The 16,936-nt window shown below is 58.6% G+C and carries 15 protein-coding genes and 1 pseudogene; 5 read left to right on the top strand and 11 right to left on the bottom strand.

Features of this window, described 5'->3' with window-relative positions; genetic code table 11:
- Positions 1-182 precede the first annotated feature (182 nt).
- Positions 183-1,439: a M20/M25/M40 family metallo-hydrolase gene (locus ACMXYH_RS19425; RefSeq protein WP_415764535.1), complete on the top strand. Its 1,257-nt coding sequence runs from the start codon at positions 183-185 to the stop codon at positions 1,437-1,439.
- 585 nt (positions 1,440-2,024) lie between these two features.
- Positions 2,025-2,327, top strand: a complete 303-nt coding sequence (locus ACMXYH_RS19420) for a hypothetical protein (RefSeq protein ID WP_415764533.1) — start codon at positions 2,025-2,027, stop codon at positions 2,325-2,327.
- 400 nt (positions 2,328-2,727) lie between these two features.
- Here the strand turns inward: ACMXYH_RS19420 and ACMXYH_RS19415 are convergent, their stop codons facing one another.
- From ACMXYH_RS19415 to ACMXYH_RS19370, 10 genes are all read right to left on the bottom strand, one after another.
- Positions 2,728-3,369, bottom strand: a complete 642-nt coding sequence (locus ACMXYH_RS19415; RefSeq protein ID WP_415764532.1) for a transposase — start codon at positions 3,367-3,369, stop codon at positions 2,728-2,730.
- Positions 3,366-4,139, bottom strand: coding sequence for a hypothetical protein (locus ACMXYH_RS19410; RefSeq protein ID WP_415764531.1), 774 nt, complete (start codon positions 4,137-4,139; stop codon positions 3,366-3,368). Before ACMXYH_RS19410 ends, ACMXYH_RS19415 begins: the two co-directional genes overlap by 4 nt.
- Before the next feature lie 609 nt (positions 4,140-4,748).
- A complete protein-coding gene (locus ACMXYH_RS19405) occupies positions 4,749-5,618 on the bottom strand; it encodes an isocitrate lyase/PEP mutase family protein (protein ID WP_095131274.1) in 870 nt (289 codons plus the stop codon).
- 130 nt (positions 5,619-5,748) lie between these two features.
- Entirely contained in the window at positions 5,749-6,783 is a 1,035-nt protein-coding gene (gene astA, locus ACMXYH_RS19400) for an arginine N-succinyltransferase (protein ID WP_129443305.1), read from the bottom strand.
- Between the two features lie 61 nt (positions 6,784-6,844).
- Positions 6,845-7,861, bottom strand: a complete 1,017-nt coding sequence (locus ACMXYH_RS19395; RefSeq protein ID WP_415764530.1) for an arginine N-succinyltransferase — start codon at positions 7,859-7,861, stop codon at positions 6,845-6,847.
- A gap of 119 nt (positions 7,862-7,980) precedes the next feature.
- Positions 7,981-9,330, bottom strand: coding sequence for an APC family permease (locus ACMXYH_RS19390; protein ID WP_415764529.1), 1,350 nt, complete (start codon positions 9,328-9,330; stop codon positions 7,981-7,983).
- Between the two features lie 57 nt (positions 9,331-9,387).
- Positions 9,388-10,140 (bottom strand): N-formylglutamate amidohydrolase, encoded by a 753-nt coding sequence (locus tag ACMXYH_RS19385; RefSeq protein ID WP_415764528.1) that lies wholly within the window; start codon positions 10,138-10,140, stop codon positions 9,388-9,390.
- The gene (locus ACMXYH_RS19380; protein WP_415764527.1) at positions 10,124-11,455 is read right to left on the bottom strand and encodes a glutamine synthetase family protein; all 1,332 of its coding nucleotides are present in this window, start codon (positions 11,453-11,455) and stop codon (positions 10,124-10,126) included. Before ACMXYH_RS19380 ends, ACMXYH_RS19385 begins: the two co-directional genes overlap by 17 nt.
- The gene (locus tag ACMXYH_RS19375; protein ID WP_415764526.1) at positions 11,452-12,096 is read right to left on the bottom strand and encodes an isochorismatase family cysteine hydrolase; all 645 of its coding nucleotides are present in this window, start codon (positions 12,094-12,096) and stop codon (positions 11,452-11,454) included. The genes ACMXYH_RS19380 and ACMXYH_RS19375 overlap by 4 nt, the downstream gene beginning before the upstream one ends.
- A 2-nt stretch (positions 12,097-12,098) precedes the next feature.
- The gene (locus ACMXYH_RS19370) at positions 12,099-12,953 is read right to left on the bottom strand and encodes a MurR/RpiR family transcriptional regulator (protein WP_415764525.1); all 855 of its coding nucleotides are present in this window, start codon (positions 12,951-12,953) and stop codon (positions 12,099-12,101) included.
- Positions 12,954-13,294: 341 nt separating this feature from the next.
- Here ACMXYH_RS19370 and ACMXYH_RS19365 point away from each other — a divergent pair, with 341 nt between their 5' ends.
- The 3 genes and pseudogenes from ACMXYH_RS19365 to ACMXYH_RS19355 all read left to right on the top strand — a co-directional run bounded on the left by ACMXYH_RS19365 (position 13,295) and on the right by ACMXYH_RS19355 (position 15,828).
- The gene (locus ACMXYH_RS19365; protein ID WP_129443319.1) at positions 13,295-13,867 is read left to right on the top strand and encodes a histidine phosphatase family protein; all 573 of its coding nucleotides are present in this window, start codon (positions 13,295-13,297) and stop codon (positions 13,865-13,867) included.
- A complete protein-coding gene (gene cobF / locus ACMXYH_RS19360) occupies positions 13,867-14,622 on the top strand; it encodes a precorrin-6A synthase (deacetylating) (protein WP_415764524.1) in 756 nt (251 codons plus the stop codon). The genes ACMXYH_RS19365 and cobF overlap by 1 nt, the downstream gene beginning before the upstream one ends.
- Before the next feature lie 244 nt (positions 14,623-14,866).
- Positions 14,867-15,828, top strand: a pseudogene (locus tag ACMXYH_RS19355) (IS110 family transposase).
- An 86-nt stretch (positions 15,829-15,914) separates the two neighbouring features.
- Here the strand turns inward: ACMXYH_RS19355 and ftrA are convergent.
- Positions 15,915-16,889 carry a transcriptional regulator FtrA gene (gene ftrA, locus ACMXYH_RS19350; RefSeq protein ID WP_415764522.1) on the bottom strand — a complete coding sequence of 325 codons (975 nt, stop codon included), beginning with the start codon at positions 16,887-16,889 and terminating at the stop codon, positions 15,915-15,917.
- Positions 16,890-16,936: the final 47 nt, after the last annotated feature.

Here is a 16,936-nt window from a genome sequence, read left to right as displayed (position 1 = left end):
CCACAGGGGATCTGGGTGCTGCCCACATTTTGCGATCACCCGGATCACTGTGGGAGCGAGCTTGCTCGCGATGGCTTCAACTCGGTCCAAAGCCGAACGCTCAGTGTCGCATCGGGTCTAGAGCCTTGCGCCGTAGTCAGGTAGGGTGTTTTTCACCCCCGACACGAAACAAGGATCGATTCATGACGTTCAATCTCCCTCGCTCCCTACTGGCCACCAGCCTTGGCCTGACCCTCGCCCTCGCCCTCGCCCTCGGCGCTTTCGCTCCCGCCGTTTTCGCCGAACCGCACAAGCAAGTCCTCGCCGATTCCGAACAGTACAAGGGTGAAGCCCTGAAGTTACTGGAACGTTTGGTGAACATCGACTCCGGTTCCGGTTATGAGCCCGGCCTGACCCAAGTGCGCGACATCGCCATCGACGAACTGAAAAAACTCGTGGCGACCATCGAGCTTGTGCCCAATACACCGGACAAAAGCAGCCATGTGATCGCGACCCTGAAAGGCACCGGCAAAGCGAAAATCCTGCTGATGGCGCACATGGACACCGTCTTCAAGGAAGGTTCGGCCGCCGAGCGTCCGTTCCACATCAAGGACGGCCGCGCCTACGGACCGGGCGTGATGGATGACAAGGGCGGCATCGTTGCCGGGATCTACGCGCTGAAAGTCCTGAAAAACCTCGACTTCAAGGACTACGCGCAAATCACCTTCCTGCTCGACGCCAGCGAAGAAACCGGCTCGGACATCGCCACCGACCTGATCAAGAAAACCGCCAAGGCCCACGACGTCACCCTCAACCTCGAACCCGGCCGCCCGGCGGATGGCCTGGTGGTGTGGCGCAAAGGCAGTGCCACCGCGGTGGTCGAGGTCAAGGGTAAGGCGGCTCATGCCGGTGTCGCGCCGGAGCTGGGACGCAACGCCGCCATGGAAGCGGCACACCAGATTTTGCAGCTCGGCAAACTGGGCGATGCGGAGAAGAAAACCACCATCAACTTCACCGTGCTCAAGGCTGGCGACCGCACCAACGTGATTCCGGATCAAGCCACCGCCAAGGCAGACGTGCGGGCAGCGGTGCCGGAAGAGTTTGACCGGATCGAGAAGGACCTGGCGCGGGTTTCGAAAGACAAGCTGATTGCTGACACCGAAGTCACCACCACACTTCAGCGCGGATTGCCGCCGCTGCCGCAAACGCCGGAATCGGATCGGCTGATGGCCATGGCTCAGGGGATTTACGGGGAGATTGGCCGCAAGTTGACGGAAGAGGGTAGCGGTGGGGCGGCGGATGCCAGCCTGTCCGCGGGCGTGGGTACGCCGACGCTGGATGGGTTCGGGATTGTTGGCGGCAATATTCATACGCCGGAGGAATACGCGGAGGTTGAGAGTGTGGCACCGCGGATTTATCTGTTGTCGCGGATGATTATGGAGTTGGCTAAAGCTCATTGAATTGAGTCCGGTTTTGAGGGGGGTGGTGGGTCAGTTGGATCGACCCCTCACCCTAACCCTCTCCCCAAAGGGGCGAGGGGACTGACCGAGTTGTTTTGGCTATTTACTGCGACCTGAGAGATTGAGTCGAACTTGGATTCGGCCAACAGCAAAGCACTTAAAAATCGCATTCAATTCGGTCGTTCACGTCGCCGGATTCCTCAAGAAACCCACGGTCAGTCCCCTCGCCCCTCTGGGGAGAGGGTTAGGGTGAGGGGTGTTTCTCAAGCCGGACACCGCCGTCAAAACCACCCCACAACTTTCCAAGACGTTTCCTACGACGTACCCTGTTGCCGCGTTTCGGCATCGACCCCTATAGTTCGGGCTCGCGGAAAACACCGCGAACGACCTTGGCCGGTCGGTCCCCCAAACGCATCAGTGTCATTGTTTGGACCTCTTTACGTCTGAACATCGTGTTATGGCAGCTGTGCGCGGGACACCCTCGGGTGTGCCGGATTTATGGGTTGCCGGTCGGCCAACCCGCACGCAGCTGCCACCTAACTCGTTTGGCCGCGAAAGGTGGTTGCTCTATTTGGAGTTACACCCATGTTCGACCAAGTCATGCCCCGTCACCTCCCCATCGACACCTACGACGCCGAAACCCCGGTGCTCTTCATCAACACTCACAAAGAACTCAGCGACATCGCCGCTTGCGCTGCGCATCGCTTCACCGTGGTTCGCGATCTGGCGGACACCTTGACCAGCCTGAACCTCAAAGACATTTCCGATTGCGACCTGACGCGCGTTACCCGGGCGGTTCATCTGCTGATGCGCGAAGGCTGCGCGATGCTGAATGTGGTTCAGGCGCGGGCGTTGCAGCGGGAGGGGGAGTTCAAGACTCCGGCCTGACAGGCGAGTGAGTTCTGTGGCGAGGGAGTTAAGCTCCTTGGCCACCGGTAATCACTCTCGCTGTAGTTACTCCTTGACGCTCATAAATTCTTCCGCCCAACGGATGTGCACTCTTTTCGGGGCTAAAAAAAAAGGCTGCCGACCTTGTTGGTCGGCAACTTTGGTAGTGCATTTGACGAGAGCGAGTTCAGCCTTGGGCTGGCAAGCTCCCAGAATTTCTTGATTTCGTGGATATTGCCCACGTTATAACGAGCATGAAACCACTGCGCGGACTTCCATTGTTGTCTTGACTGGCATATTGATTACGGTCGTCCCGGCGCGTAGAAGCGAAGTTTAATTCCAGTTGTTCATTGGCTTGTTCATATTCATTCCATTTTTAAGTTTGGAGGGTAGCCAGTAGCTACCCTCGTTCAAGCAGTGACAGCGTATTTTCATAGAGCGCTGTTTCCTGCATGGCAATACCGGGGTAAGTCGGTATGTAGTTTTCGTCGAAGCACCAGGCTTCTTCGGCTTTAACCGATCGCTGAGGATGAATAAGCAAACTCAACGATGCGGACATATTTTTCGGTGGAAGCTGTTTGTGCACTTCCTGTAGTGGAAGCATGTGCAGAACTTCCCCAGGTGCAAGTTTAAGTACTCGCTCTTCACCGAGCACGGGCCTTCTTCCTGCTTGTAACGGCGTTTGATCAAGAATCTTTCGCGAGACGGTTGTGTAGCCGTCACCGCTGTAACCCACGGCATAGATTTCAAAGTCATGGGTGTGGTTCAAGTCATAGATGAACGTTTCACTTTCATCTTGTGACGTAACCGGAGACCAAAAACCCAATCGGACAGTAAACAGGTCGTTGTAGTGCAGTACAAATGCATAAGCGCCGTATAGACTGTTTTTGGTACTGAAACCCGCTTGTTGAATAGTGGTATAAAGGTGCTCGCTCAGCAACGTACGGTTTGTAGCCAGTTGGCGCAGATCTTCCACGATCTTTGGCTTGTCTCGCTCCAGATCGTAAGCCGTCATACGCTCAACGAAAGTCTTCAGTTTCATGCTGCTTCACTCTGGTCGAGTAAAAGGTTCAGGCGGATGTTTTGCAGGTTTCTCAACAGCGGCACGTAATGCAATGCGGCCCTCTGAGCCGTTTGATGAATCACCTGAAATGCCTTCCAGGCGACGGCGGGATGGTAGTGATAAATCAATTCTTCGGCTACTCTGCGTGCCTCGGGATCCTGCGTGGCTTCAAGCAGTTCAAGGCTCACCAGGTACCGGGCGGCGCTATCGTCATGCGGGAACCAGGCGATTTTGTTCAACGAGACGCGGTCGAATACGCTGATGTCTGCGCTTCTGTCTGGCAGGTTGATGCTACCGATAAATGCCGGATGCCCGTTTCCAGTCGGATTGCTGTCGAACAGTACCTTCGTGCCGTCGATGAACAACGGGTTATTGGCATCTACGACGACCCGCTCTGAGCGAGTCAGATGGTCCTCTTCGAGTTCATAAAGTTGAATGGAAAACGATTGTGCGTTGATCGCAAACAAAACACTGTTGCCGGGTACGGAATAGAGTTGTTCAGACGCCGGTGCGTTATCAGGTGCCTTGAGGCTGATATTGCCACTTTTGTTGCAATGTAATGTCAATGTTCCAGTATGGGTGTTTGTGAGTCGCATGATTTCAGCACGGTGAGACGAATCAGAAGTGTGTGCTGTTTGTTTGGGTAGCTGATCTGCCAGGTTTTTTACTTCGACACTCATATTCAGTGCCTTGATGCTGGTAATAAGTTGTGATGGCGTCAAGTCAGGATTGAGCAACGTTTTTATCATGAAAAATCCGGCTTTATTTTTATGGTATTTAATGAGGCGGAACAGATCTTTGAGCAGACAGACGTCAGAGGCTGAATGTTGTGGCCGCTGACGTCCATTTAACAGATAGGGGGCGGTGCTGCCAGGCAGGTTCGAGAATCTGAATGGTTGCAACCCCGCTAAGTCGCTATAAGGTCTTAAACCTTGGCGGGTACGTTCCGGTATTTCTTGATTTCGTGAATGTTGCCTATGTTAAAGCGAAGCCCATCCCAGCCGGGGCAGTTGGCCTCGTGTGTGGACTTTGTCGGTGTACTGATAACTTTGGCTTCGACGCGTAATAGGGGGGTATTTTGCCAATTGCTAGTAGCGGAGTTCATAAGTGGTTCCATGTTGTTTGATGTTTTTGCGGTTAAATATTATTTGTTATTTAACGGTTCGGAGATTATAGGGGGTGATACTTAATATCAACTTTGAAGTTGTTATTAAATATTGATGTTTGTTTTTAGATGTGTGTTTCCTGGCAGAAACAGATGACAGCCATTCGGCCCAAGATCCCTTGCAACCCTGCCGGTGACATTGCGTCTACCGGCTGAATTACAAGTTGCTACAGAAGCCGAAGTCAGAGAGGACTCATTCCTTCACGCTCATAAACTCTTCCGCCCAACGGATGTACTCCTCAGGCTGCGTATAAGTATGGGTCAGTTCGGTAGCGCTCAGGTCCGACGCCTGAGTAAAGATCTGCCGCTGTTCCCGCAGGCTGTCATACGTGGCCTTGATCGCGGCGAAGTAGGCTCCGTGACCATCGATGGTGACGCGCACGCCCAGTTCGGCCAGGCGTTTATCGTCGCGCAGCAACGGGTTGCCGTAGGTGACCAGCATCAGCGGCACGCTCAGGTGCTCGGCGATTTGTTCGAGGTGGTCGAAGTCCCGCACGCCCACCATGCAAATCCCGTCCGCACCGGCCTGCTGGTAATGACAGGTACGGCTGATGACTTCCTGCACCGGCAGGATCCCGGCGTTGGTGCGGGCGATGATTGCCATTTCCGAATCGACCCGTGCTTCCAGTGCCGCACGAATCTTGCCGACGCCTTCCGCCACCCCGATCAGGTCAGTGGACTTGCGGCCGAACTGGGCGGGCAGGAGCGTGTCTTCGATGGTCAGGGCGGCCACACCGGCACGTTCGAGTTCGACGATGGTGCGCATGACGTTGAGCGCGTTGCCGTAGCCGTGGTCGGCGTCGGCGATGACCGGCAATTGGGCGACACGGCCAATGCGAGTGGCCTGCTCGGCAAACTCGCTGAGGGTGATCAAGGCAAAGTCGGGGGCGCCCAGTACCTGCAACGATGCGACTGAACCGCCCAGGATCCCCACTTCAAAACCCAGGTCAGCGGCAATACGGGCCGACATCGGGTCGAAGACCGACGCCGTGTGATAGCACGCGTTGGAGGCGAACAGCTCGCGAAAGTTACGGCGTAAATCTTGATGAGAAAGCCTGGACATATGAGTTCCACCACTGCAATGGGAATGGAAGGGCTTGAGCAAAAGTGTCAACGCCGAAGGAACAAAAGGCTATCACGCGAGCGGGGGAAGGATGATGACGAATTTGCAGAGGCGGATGGACCTCCGTCGGTTACGCCGCCACCGACTGCTGTTGTTGATTGAGCAGCGGCACGGCGCGTACCGAGTTGCCGGGTTGCAGTTGCAGGCGTTTGGCGGTGAGGCGGTCGACGATCAGGCTGTTGCCCACCTGCCTGGCCTGGGCGGCGGTGATGCGGCAGTTTTCCAGGCGACGGTTATGGATCAGCCACACCGGGGCCTGCTCGTCGGGCGTGCCGATGGCCAGCAGCAGCGGTTGGCTGTCGCGCACGGCACGAATATTCGAGACCGGGGCTTCAATCACCGGGCCGGCGTCGAAGATGTCGATGTAACCCTTATGGGCAAACCCTTCGGCAGTGAGGATTTTCAGCGCCGGTTCAGTGTTCGGGTGCGCCTTGCCGATCACGGCCTGGGCCTGTTCGGTGAGCAGGCAGGTGTAGAGCGGTTGGCGTGGCATCAGTTCAGCGATGAACGACTTGCTGCCCAGCCCCGACAAGTGATCGGCGTGGTTGAAATCCATCTTGAAGAAGTGCCGGCCCAGGCTGTCCCAGAACGGTGAACAGCCATGTTCGTCGGCGCTGCCACGCAGTTCGGCGATGAGTTTGTCGCCGAACAGGTGCGGAAACTCGGCAACAAACAACAAACGCCCCAACGACAGCAATCGACCGTTACTGCCGTGGCGTTGATCGGGTCGCAGAAACAGCGAGCAAATCTCCGATTGGCCGGTCATTTCATTGTTCAGGAACAACGTCGGAATCTGTCGCCGGATACCCAGGTCCGGTGACGAACTGACCGTGAGCCCGACCCGGTAGTTGTACCAGGGCTCGCGCAGGCCCACGGCGCCCACCAGGGCACTGACGCCCACCAGTTGCTGATCGTCGTCTTCGAGTACGAAGAGGTAATCGGCATCGGCGCGTTCGACCTGTTCGGCGAAGGTTCGTTGGGCCCAGCGCACCCGGTGGGTCAGGCGTTCCTCGTTGGCCGGCAGGGTGGTGAAGCCGGGGCCAGCCTGGTGCACCAGGTTCAGCAAGGCGGGCAGGTCGGTGACGTGAACCGGGCGGACAATCATGATGCAACTCCTTCTGCACGCCCGCTCGGGCGCTGTCGTTGGGCGCGGGGCCGGGTGATGCTCACAGGGCGATCAGCCGGATCGGGCTGCCCTCGGCCACGTTCAGGGCGGCGCACATCTCGGCGCTCAACCCCACAGGTTGCCCGGCCTGGTAATCCAGATCGGCGACGATGGCGCGATAGTCCTTCAGCGAATCGTTGCTCACCAGATAGCTGCCACGGGCATCGATCTGCGAGCCCGGTTCCGCCGTGCCGGTCTGGCTCTGGGCGATGGAGCGGATGCCGGGAGTGCGTGCATACAGCGTCGGACCGCCGTCGAACAGGTCGATATAGCTGTTGGTTTCGAAGCCTTCGCGTTCGAGGATATCGAAGGCTTCCTGGCCATCGGGGTGGATGCGGCCGATGCAGTCCTGTGCAGCCTGGGGCAGCATCGGCACGTAGATTGGGTATTGAGGCATCAGTTCGGCGAGGAAGGTTCGGCTTTCCAGGCCGCAAAGCCGCTCGGCCTCGGCGTAGGGCAGGTCGAAGAAGTGCTTGCCCACGGCATCCCAGAACGGCGAGTGCCCTTCATCGCTGCTGAAGCCGACGATCTCTGTAATGACGGCTTCGGCAAAGCGCCGCGAGTGGGCGGCGATGAACAACAGCCGTGCCCGGGACAGCAGTTCAGAGAACCGTGTTCGCACCAGCGCTGCGTCAATATGAAAACCTCGCAGCAAGGTATGGCCGCTGAGGTCGTGGCACAACGACAACGCGGGCACGCCATGCTCGATGTTCAACTCCCGCGAGGCACTGGTGAAATGCCGGTTGCGCAGGCTGTAGAACGGCTCGCTGAAACCGGCGGTGGCAAGGATCTCCGAGCAACCCACCAAACGCTCTCGGGTCAGATCTTCCAGCACGAAGAAATAGTTCTCCGGGCCATGACCCTCAACGTCTTTTTCGAATGAGGCGCAGGAATCGAGAATCTTCTCGCGCAGGCATTCGGTGTCGTCCGGCAAGGACGTGACGCCTACCAGACTGTCGCGCGCCAGTTGTTGCAACTGGGGCAGGTCGGTTAACTCGACTGGGCGTAAGACCAGCATGGATGCACTCCTGTATCAAAGGGTTCGGCGGTTAGCACCGAACCTGACTATCACTGTCGGTTTCCACGCGTTAAATCGGCGGTCGCCTGATTTTTTGTCAGACGCCGCTCTTTTTCTTGTCAGCCGTTGCTTGGGTCGGGCAGTACCGCACGGGTGCCCAGTTTGTTGAGTACAAACAGGTAGACCAGGCCCAGGGCAATCCAGATCAGGCCGAGTTTCTGTGCATCGACGCCCATGTTGTACATGATCGCCGCGACGATGATGAAGCCGATCGCCGGGCAGATCAGGTGACGGATCACCTGGCCGGATTTCTGCCGACGCCAGTAGTAGTTGATGACCGTCAGGTGCAGCAACATGAAACCGCTCAGTGCGCCGAAATTCACCAGCGAGGTGAGGGTGTCCACCGAGTTGATGAACAGGTAGCAGATCACCAGCGACAGCACGGCCACCAGGTAGATGCTCACATACGGCGTGTTGTGTTTGGGGTGAACCTTGGCCAGTACCTTTGGCAGCTTGCCGTCCCGGGCCATGCCGAACAGCAGACGAGACACTGCCGCTTGGGAGGTGATTGCCACCGCAACACCCCAGGCCAGCGCAGTAGCCACGGCGGTCAGGGTGGCCAGCCAGCTGCCGGCCGCGAGTTCAGCGATTTCATAAAAAGCCGTGTCAGCCGATTTGAAACCCATGCCGGCCGCCAGATCTGTCGCAATCCAGGTCTGCACGACGAAGATCACACCCATGACCACCAGCGTGATCAGCGCGGCCTTGCCGACGCTGCGGCCTGGGTCACCCTTGATCTCTTCGGCGAGGGTGGAAATCGCATCGAAACCGAGGAACGACAGCACCGCAATCGACACCGCTTGCATCAGCAGAGCGAAGTTGAACATCTCGGGGTTGTACAACGGCGCCAAGGTCAGCTGACCGTTACCGCCGCCGCTGTGCAGCGCGTTCCAGGCGTAGAACAGGAAGATTCCCAGCACCACCAGTTGCGCCAGCAGAAAGATGATGTTCATTCGCGCGGTGAAGGTGATGCCCCGCAAGTTGACGAACGTCGCGCTGACCAGGAAGGCCAGGATGAAACCGACCTTCGGAATGTCCGGGTACAAATGATTCAGGGCCATGGCCGCGTACACATACAGCAGCGGCGGAATCAGCAGGTAATCGAGGAGCATCAGCCAACCGGCGATAAACCCTACGTGCTGGTTCAGGCCCCGTTGCGCGTAGGAGTAAACCGAACCGGCAATCGGAAAGGCCCGAGCCATGCTGCCGTAACTCAGGGCAGTGAAGAGCATCGCCACCATGCCGATGATGTAGGCCAGCGGTACCAGCCCCGGTGCCTCGGCGTTGACGTAGCCATAAACACCAAACGGTGCGATGGGGATCATGAAGATCATCCCGTACACCACCAGGTCGGTCAGCGACAGGCTGCGTTTCAACTCTTGCTTGTAGCCGAATTCTTCTATTTCCATGAAGCGGTTCTCCTTGATATGTAAGCAGCTACAAGCTGCGAGTGTGTGGCGATTGCTTTACAACAGTGGCGCCAGGTATTCAGTAAAGCGACTGACGTCTTCAGGCGTGCGCAGCAGGTCATTGCGCACCTCGATCAACACCGATTCCAGGCCGCGTGCATCGCCGTGGACCGGCACGGTCATGTCGCCCAGCGGGTTGATTTTGTACGGCTCATTACCGGCAACTTTCAATGGGTGCTGGCTCAAGCCATCGATCAAACGCTGGGCATATTCCTTGGCCTCTCTATACAACACGCCAACTTCAAGCGCGCGGGGCTGGCCGTGATAGACCGGCGTGAAACTGTGAATTCCCGCCACCCGCACCGACCGCCCTTCAGCGACACGTTCGTCGATCAAGTCTGTCAGACGCGAGTGAAACGGCTCGAACAGGGTTTGCCGACGGTACTCGCGGGTGGCTTCGTCCAGGTCCCGGTTGCCCGGCACCTGATAAATCTCGCTCTGCGCCGGAATGCTGTCCGGGGCTTGGCGCGGTCGGTTGAGGTCGACCAACAGTCGCGAATAATTGGCCACCAACAGCGTTGCGCCCAATGCTCGGGACAAGCCCTCGGCCAGCGCCAGGGCGCCGATGTCCCAGGCGATGTGCTCGCGGGCCGCCTCGTGACTCAGGCCCAGGTCATTTAACCCGGCCGGAATAAAACGGCTGGCGTGCTCGCAGACCAGAATCAACGGGTGGCCGGAGTCTTCCCGGCTCAGGGTGTATGCGGGCTCGGTGTATAGACCGAACTCAGCGGATTCAGTACAGGCGCGCATAGTGCTCACAGCGTTCGGCGGGCGACAGCTGTTCCGTCAGCGTCAGTTCCTCGGTTTTAAGGGCGAAGTAGGTGTCCAGCAACGCGCTCGGCAGGGCTTCAATCAGTGCTTCGCTGTTGCGCAGGCAGTCCAGGGCCTGGGCAAGGGACGCGGGCAGGGCGACGATGCCGCGCGCCTGGCGTTGCTCTTCGTTCAAGGAGTCGGGGACTTCATCGGTGATTGCATTCAAGGCCAGGCGTTGCTCGATGCCCAGCCGACCGGCAATCAGCAGCGCGGCCATGGCCAGGTGCGGCGAGGACGTGGCGTCCATGGCGCGAAATTCCAGGTTGTATTGCGATGCCACCGATTTGCCGCCCAGGCTTGTCGTCGGGCAGATTCGCAGCGCCGCTTCGCGGTTGCGTTGCCCGAGGCACGCATAGGACGCGCTCCAGTGATGAGGCTGCAAGCGCTCGTAGGACACGGGCGTCGGCGCGGTAAACGCACAGAGCGCCGGCAGGTGATGCAGGATGCCGGCGGCCCAGTGCTGGCCGAGAGTCGACAAGCCATTGGTGGTGCCGGCGTCGTACATCACCGGTTGGCCAGCCAGGTCCAGCAGGCTGACGTGCAGGTGCACGCCGTTGCACACCGCGTGCTCCGAGGTCTTGGGTGCGAAGCTCAACGCCCGGCCCATTTGCCGGGCAATCTCGCGGGTGATTTCACGCACGTTCACCGCGCGGTCGGCAGCGGCCACACCCAGGGTCGGGCGACAGGTGATTTCGTATTGATGCTTGCCGTACTCGGGCAGGAACATTTCTGGCTCGACGCCACCGGCACGCAGGGCGCTGAGCAGCCAACCGCCAAACTCGGCACCCTGACGCTGGGCTTGCAGAGAAAACGCCAGGTGTTCAACGTCGCCGGTGTTCAAGTTGAATTCGTGCTCGAACGCCGCATTGACCTGCAAGCCCAACTCGGCGCGATAACGCTCTACCTCATTGCGCAACACCGTACGCGGGCAGGCACCCCACGGGCGGCCATCGGTTTCGCGAATGTCACTGTGAATAAAATCCAGCGCCGGAGCGTTGGCATCCGGGCCGTTACTGACCGTCACTCGGCTGGCCGGATCGGGCATCAGCCGCAAATCGCCATAAGCACCCCACGGGTTGGCGTAGGCGATGATGTCTTGCGGGGTCAGCGCGCTGTTGGCCGGCACCCAGCCACAACCGGTCCTTTGATAGTGCTCGAGTTCGTCCGTGGGAAAGGAGCGTCCGCGTGTCACGCCGATCAGGTCGGTGGTGACGAGGGTGGTCATGGGCAGTGGCAACAGGCGTTCGCTCATGGCTGCATCTCCTGCAACCGGACGAGCACAGTCTGGGTGTCGGTGATCCAGCAGTAACCCTTGATTGCATTCAGGCAGGCCTGATGCCGCGCGGGTGTGTAAGTCGCGCAGGCATCTTCCACCAGCGTTACCAGGTAGCCGCGGTCCGCGGCGTCACGCACGGCCATGTCCACGCACTGGTCGGTGACGATGCCGGCGATGATCAGATGCCGCGTCCCGAGGTTACGCAGCACGTAGTCGATGTGGGTGGAGTTGAAGACCCCGGACGAGGTCTTGGGCAGCACGATTTCGTTTTCTGCCGGGGTCAGGTCGTCGATGATCCGCGCTTGCGGGCTGCCCTTGGGCAAGTGCATGTCCGAGAGTTTGTGGTCCAGCGAGCGGTCGCGGCCGTCGGCGGTGAGGCTTTCGATGATCGTGTGCAGCACGTTTTGCCTGGCGCTGCGAAAGGCGCTGAGCAGCCGGCGTTGATTGGGCACCACCTGCATGTGGGTGCGGGTCAGGAAGTACTCGGCGTCCGGCCCGTTGAGGTGCGGGTCGAACTGCGGCTCAAGCCAGGCGCGTTGCATGTCCACCAGCAACAGCGCGGTGTGATCGGTGACGAATGGCAAATCCCGAGGGGAGTGGTGGGGGAGCGTGAACATCCTTATTTATCCTCCAGCAGGTGGGTGTCGAAGTCGGTCCGCAGGGCGTCGATGCCTTCCAGGCGATCGGCCAGATCCGGGCTGCGCAAGGTCAGGCAGGCAATCAGCGCCTCGACCTGGGCCAGCGCCGGAACCAGGGTGTCGAAGGCCGATACCGACTCCACCGGCGCACTGATAATCAGGTCGGCCATTTCCCGCAACGGTGAAGCATAGATGTCGGTAAACAACACTACGCGTGCATATCGACTTTTCGCCGCATTGGCCACGCGCAGGGCCTGTGACTGGTAGCGGCGATAGTCGAACACCAGCACCACGTCCTGACGCTGCACGTCGAACAATCGATCGGGCAGTTGCGCGTTGTCTTCCAGGGCGAAACAGCCTGGACGCAGCAGGCGCAGGTGGTTAAGCAAGTAATTGGCGAGGAAACTGCTGAAGCGCCCCCCGAAGCAATGCACGTGATGGCGGGTGTCGAGCAGCCATTCCACCAGAATCCGCACATCTTCGGATTGGGTCAGCGCATGGGTGTCCGCCAGCGCTCGATGGCTGTCCGCCAGATAATGGCTCCAGGCGTCGCCTTTCTGAAGATGAGCGCGAGGCTGCAACAGGGCGCTGGGGGAACGGAGGCGGTGGTCCATGTCGCTGAGCAGGGCATCCTGGAAATCGGCATAACCGCTGAAACCCAGTTTTTTGACCAGTCGCACGATGGTGGGATCGCTGACACCGGCATGTTCGGCCAAACGTGACATCGGGCCCAGTCCGTTACGCGGATACTGGTCCAGCAAGGCACGGATGACTTTGCGTTCCGACGGCGTAAGTTCCAGGCCGGGATCGGTGATCAGGTCTCTGAGAGAAGGCATCCGGGCTCCTGCTGGATGGATATGTTGGTTTCATTTCATAAATTGCTAAAACAGTATTTATGTAGCGGACTCTACATGTCTAGTGAATTTTTCAATGGTTTTTTAAAGCCCCAAAATAGAGCGAAAACCCCGTGAGCCGTGGGCTACATGGAAGTCGACTGACCTTGTAGGCCATCGCCCATAGTGGTGTCGGATATCGCCGATTTTTTCGGGTGTGTGTGAGTTAGAACCCATGTTTGCTGGATCAAACGAAACGCCCTGGATCGCGCTTCTTGCGGCACAATTGGGCAATTGTTTGCGGCGTGTTGCCGTTTTCCATTCCATCGACAGAGTGATCCTTCGTGCAGGCGACCCGTTTGACCCTGATGTGCCACGCTCGAACCGTCGCACAGAAATTGGCGTGTTTTCCTACGAATGAGCCAATAGAGATGGATTGGCAATTGGCAAGGGGATCGCGTCGTGCTCAGTTCAAGGGGACGCCGCGACTGGTGTGTGGACCTGAACTGCGAACCCGGCAAACCGCCGAGTTGTTCGGCAGCGACGTGGAGATTGTCGAGGCATTGAGGGATTGCGATTTCGGGCTCTGGAACGGCGTACGGATCGACGATCTGCAAAAAACCGCAGCCGAAACGCTGCAGATCTGGCTCGATGACCCGAATTCGGCGCCCCACGGTGGCGAGTCGGTGGTGCAACTCGGTGAGCGGGTGGCCGCTTGGCTGAAAACGCTGGAGGCAACACCGGGGCACATCGTTGCCATCACCCATCCATTTGTCATGCGCGCCGCGCTGACGCAGGTGCTGCAAGGCGCGGCGTTCAACCTGATCGACGTTGAACCGCTGTCGGCCATCGAGTTGCGGTTCAACGGCCGCTGGCGCCTACGCTTGCTGGGCACGGACCTTGAGGGAACACGTTGATGAAAAAACTTCTGGTCATTGGCATCGGTGCCGGCAACCCCGACTACATCACGATGCAAGCCGTGAAAGCGCTGAACCTCGTCGACGTGTTTTTCCTCATGGACAAGGGCCAGAGCAAAGACAAACTGATCGACCTGCGCCGCGAGATCTGCGAGCGCTACATCACCGATCGCGACTACCGTTTCATTGAAGCCCACAGCCCGGAGCGCGAACGCGGTGATGTGGACTACAGGGCCAGCGTGGAAGACCTGAACCTGGCCAAACAGCAGACCTTCGAACGGTTGATCAACGAGGAAATGACCGACGACCAGTGCGCCGGTTTTCTGGTCTGGGGCGACCCGGCGTTGTACGACAGCACCATTCGGATCTTGCAGGCGATTCTGGCTTCGGGTCGGTGCGTCTTCGAATTTGACGTGATCCCCGGCATAACCAGTGTTCAGGCGTTGGCGGCGCAGCATAAGGTGCCGCTGAACCGCATTGGCCGTTCGATTGAAATCACCACGGGGCGACGGCTGGCGGCGGCGCAGGTGAGCGATGCCGACAGCCTGGTGGTGATGCTGGATGCAGAAGATTCCTACCATCGAGTGGCGGACCAGGAGACGGAGATTTACTGGGGGGCCTACCTGGGGACGCCGGATGAAATCCTGATCAGCGGCAAGCTCAAGGATGTGGCGGATGAGATCGAACGGGTGCGCAAGGCTGCTCGGTTGGAGAATGGGTGGATTATGGATACGTATCTGCTGCGCAAGCCTTGAGATAACCAGTGTCTGGGCTGGCCTCATCGCGAGCAAGCTCGCTTGTATGTTTAGACTTGAAGGGGTGGGCGGGACTAAAAGCTCGATTCTGACTCTGACCAGTACAGACCGTGGGAGACTTCTCGTCCCGCCCTTTCTACCCAAAGCGCCGATAAGGAATTCATCGGTAAAACCGACGATAGAGGCAAGCCAGCGCAACGGTAGACCCCGACAAGCTCTTAAACCCTAGCTCCGAGGATTCGTCATGACAATCCTTACTTCGCAGACGGTTGTTGGCATCGATATCGCCAAGGCTGAAATAGTTATCTATCGCTCCGACCTGCAAACCACTGACGCCATCAAGAACGATCGAACAGCCCTTAAACGCTGGCTTAAAACATTGCCCGCCCAAAGCGCTATCGCCGTTGAAGCCACCAACATCTACCACCTGGACACTGTCGAGTTGGCCCATGCGATGGGTCACCAGGTCTATGTCGTGGATGCTTATCGGGTGAGCAACTATCGCCGCGGCATCGGCCAGCGAGCCAAGAACGATCCCTGCGATGCCCGTCTGCTGGCGCGTTATTTGACGAACGAACAAGACGGACTGCGGATCTGGAGCCCGCCACCCAAGGCCTACACCTCGCTGAAAAGCCTGCTCCACAGGCGTGCAACGCTAATCCAGAACCATGCCGGTCTGATGCTGAGCTGGGCCAATGAACCCTTGTTGAAGAAAGTGCAGACCGCCCAGCAAAAGGCCTTCAAGCAAGCGGATCAGGCCATTCAGAAACTGCTGCGCAAGGTCTGCAAAGAGGCGGGTATTGAAGAGAATATCGACCGCTGCAAAGCCATCGAAGGGGTTGGCGAACTGACTGCAACCGGGTTGGCGACGACCTTTATGCGCGGTGATTTTGCCAATAGTGATGCGTTCATCGCGTTTCTAGGGATGGACCTTACGGTCGATGACTCCGGGAAGAAGAACGGCCCCCGGCACTTGACCAAAAAAGGGGATCCGGAAGTACGCCGGTTGGCTTACAACGCCGCAATGGCAGCCTGTCGCTCAGCTAAATGGAAACCGTTTTACGAGTCATATTTGGCAAGAGGCTTCTCGAAAACCCAGGCATTGGTGGCCCTTGCCCGGAAACTCTGCCGGGTGGCATTTGCCCTGATGAAAAATCAGAGCAAATACCAGCCGGCCTGAAGTTGCGGGGTTGCCCTGCAACATAGAATCTCCCACATAGAGCGACGTCCGTCCAGACAACTCGGTCAACTGTGGGAGCGAGCTTGCTCGCGATGAGGCTCTAAAGAACACCTCAAATTATTGCTTTAACCTCCCGCCCAAACCGCTCCCGATACACCGACGGCGGCACCCCTACCACGCCGCGAAACGCCACCCGAAAACTCTCCACCGAGCGATAACCGCAGTGTTGGGCAATCTGGTCGGTGTTCTGGCTCGTACTCTCAAGCAGCTCGCGGGCCCGGCCCAGGCGTTCGTGCTGTAACCAGGCTTTGGGCGGCATGCCGGTGGCTTCAGTGAAGCGGCGCAGAAACGTCCGTTCACTCATGGCCGCCTCACTCGCCAGCTCGCGAACCTCCAGCGGTTCATGCAAACGCTCGCGTGCCCATTGCATGACGCGGGACAAATCGCTACGAGGCGTAGGACTGACCGGTGTCGGAATGAACTGTGCCTGGCCGCCGGTGCGTTGTGGCGACATCACCAGCCGTCGCGCCACCGAATTGGCCACCTGCGTGCCGAAGTCCCGCGCCACCAAGTGCAGGCAGGCATCGATACCGGCAGCGCTGCCGGCCGAGGTGATCAGTTGACCTGAATCGACATAGAGCACGTCCGGATCGACCAGAATGTTCGGAAAACGCTCGGCCAACTCAGCGGTGTAGCGCCAGTGCGTGGTGGCGCCGCGACCGTCGAGCAAACCGGTGGCCGCCAGCACGAACACGCCCGAGCAGATCGACAGCAGCCGCGCACCCCGCGCATGGGCCTGGCGCAGGGCCGCGATCAATGCCTCAGGCACTGGGGCGCTGCGATCACGCCAGCCGGGAATTATGATGGTCCGGGCGTCCTCGAGCAGTTCCATGCCGCCATCGGCCAGCACCTGAATGCCGCCCATGGCGCGCATTGGGCCTTGATCGACGGCGGCGATCCGGTGCTCGTACCAAGGGAAGTCGAACTCCGGCCGTGCCAGGCCGAAGATCTCCACAGCGATGCCGAATTCGAATGTACAGAGGCCGTCGTAGGCCAGAATTGTGACCAATCCAGGGGTGGGCTGCATTTGGCGGAAAGTTCCCGGTGAGTGTCTTGTGCGCCACTGTAGCCGCA

This window comes from Pseudomonas frigoris (assembly GCF_047758635.1).
GTDB classification, from domain to species: Bacteria; Pseudomonadota; Gammaproteobacteria; order Pseudomonadales; family Pseudomonadaceae; genus Aquipseudomonas; species Aquipseudomonas frigoris.
This window is presented reverse-complemented; position numbering and strand designations above follow the sequence as displayed.

Coding starts and splice junctions, on each gene's coding strand:
- ACMXYH_RS19425 (WP_415764535.1), top strand. CDS start 183: ATGACGTTCAATCTCCCTCGCTCCCTACTGGCCACCAGCCTTGGCCTG.
- ACMXYH_RS19420 (WP_415764533.1), top strand. CDS start 2,025: ATGTTCGACCAAGTCATGCCCCGTCACCTCCCCATCGACACCTACGAC.
- ACMXYH_RS19415 (WP_415764532.1), bottom strand. CDS start 3,369: ATGAAACTGAAGACTTTCGTTGAGCGTATGACGGCTTACGATCTGGAG.
- ACMXYH_RS19410 (WP_415764531.1), bottom strand. CDS start 4,139: ATGATAAAAACGTTGCTCAATCCTGACTTGACGCCATCACAACTTATT.
- ACMXYH_RS19405 (WP_095131274.1), bottom strand. CDS start 5,618: ATGTCCAGGCTTTCTCATCAAGATTTACGCCGTAACTTTCGCGAGCTG.
- astA (WP_129443305.1), bottom strand. CDS start 6,783: ATGATTGTCCGCCCGGTTCACGTCACCGACCTGCCCGCCTTGCTGAAC.
- ACMXYH_RS19395 (WP_415764530.1), bottom strand. CDS start 7,861: ATGCTGGTCTTACGCCCAGTCGAGTTAACCGACCTGCCCCAGTTGCAA.
- ACMXYH_RS19390 (WP_415764529.1), bottom strand. CDS start 9,330: ATGGAAATAGAAGAATTCGGCTACAAGCAAGAGTTGAAACGCAGCCTG.
- ACMXYH_RS19385 (WP_415764528.1), bottom strand. CDS start 10,140: ATGCGCGCCTGTACTGAATCCGCTGAGTTCGGTCTATACACCGAGCCC.
- ACMXYH_RS19380 (WP_415764527.1), bottom strand. CDS start 11,455: ATGAGCGAACGCCTGTTGCCACTGCCCATGACCACCCTCGTCACCACC.
- ACMXYH_RS19375 (WP_415764526.1), bottom strand. CDS start 12,096: ATGTTCACGCTCCCCCACCACTCCCCTCGGGATTTGCCATTCGTCACC.
- ACMXYH_RS19370 (WP_415764525.1), bottom strand. CDS start 12,953: ATGCCTTCTCTCAGAGACCTGATCACCGATCCCGGCCTGGAACTTACG.
- cobF (WP_415764524.1), top strand. CDS start 13,867: ATGAAAAAACTTCTGGTCATTGGCATCGGTGCCGGCAACCCCGACTAC.
- ftrA (WP_415764522.1), bottom strand. CDS start 16,889: ATGCAGCCCACCCCTGGATTGGTCACAATTCTGGCCTACGACGGCCTC.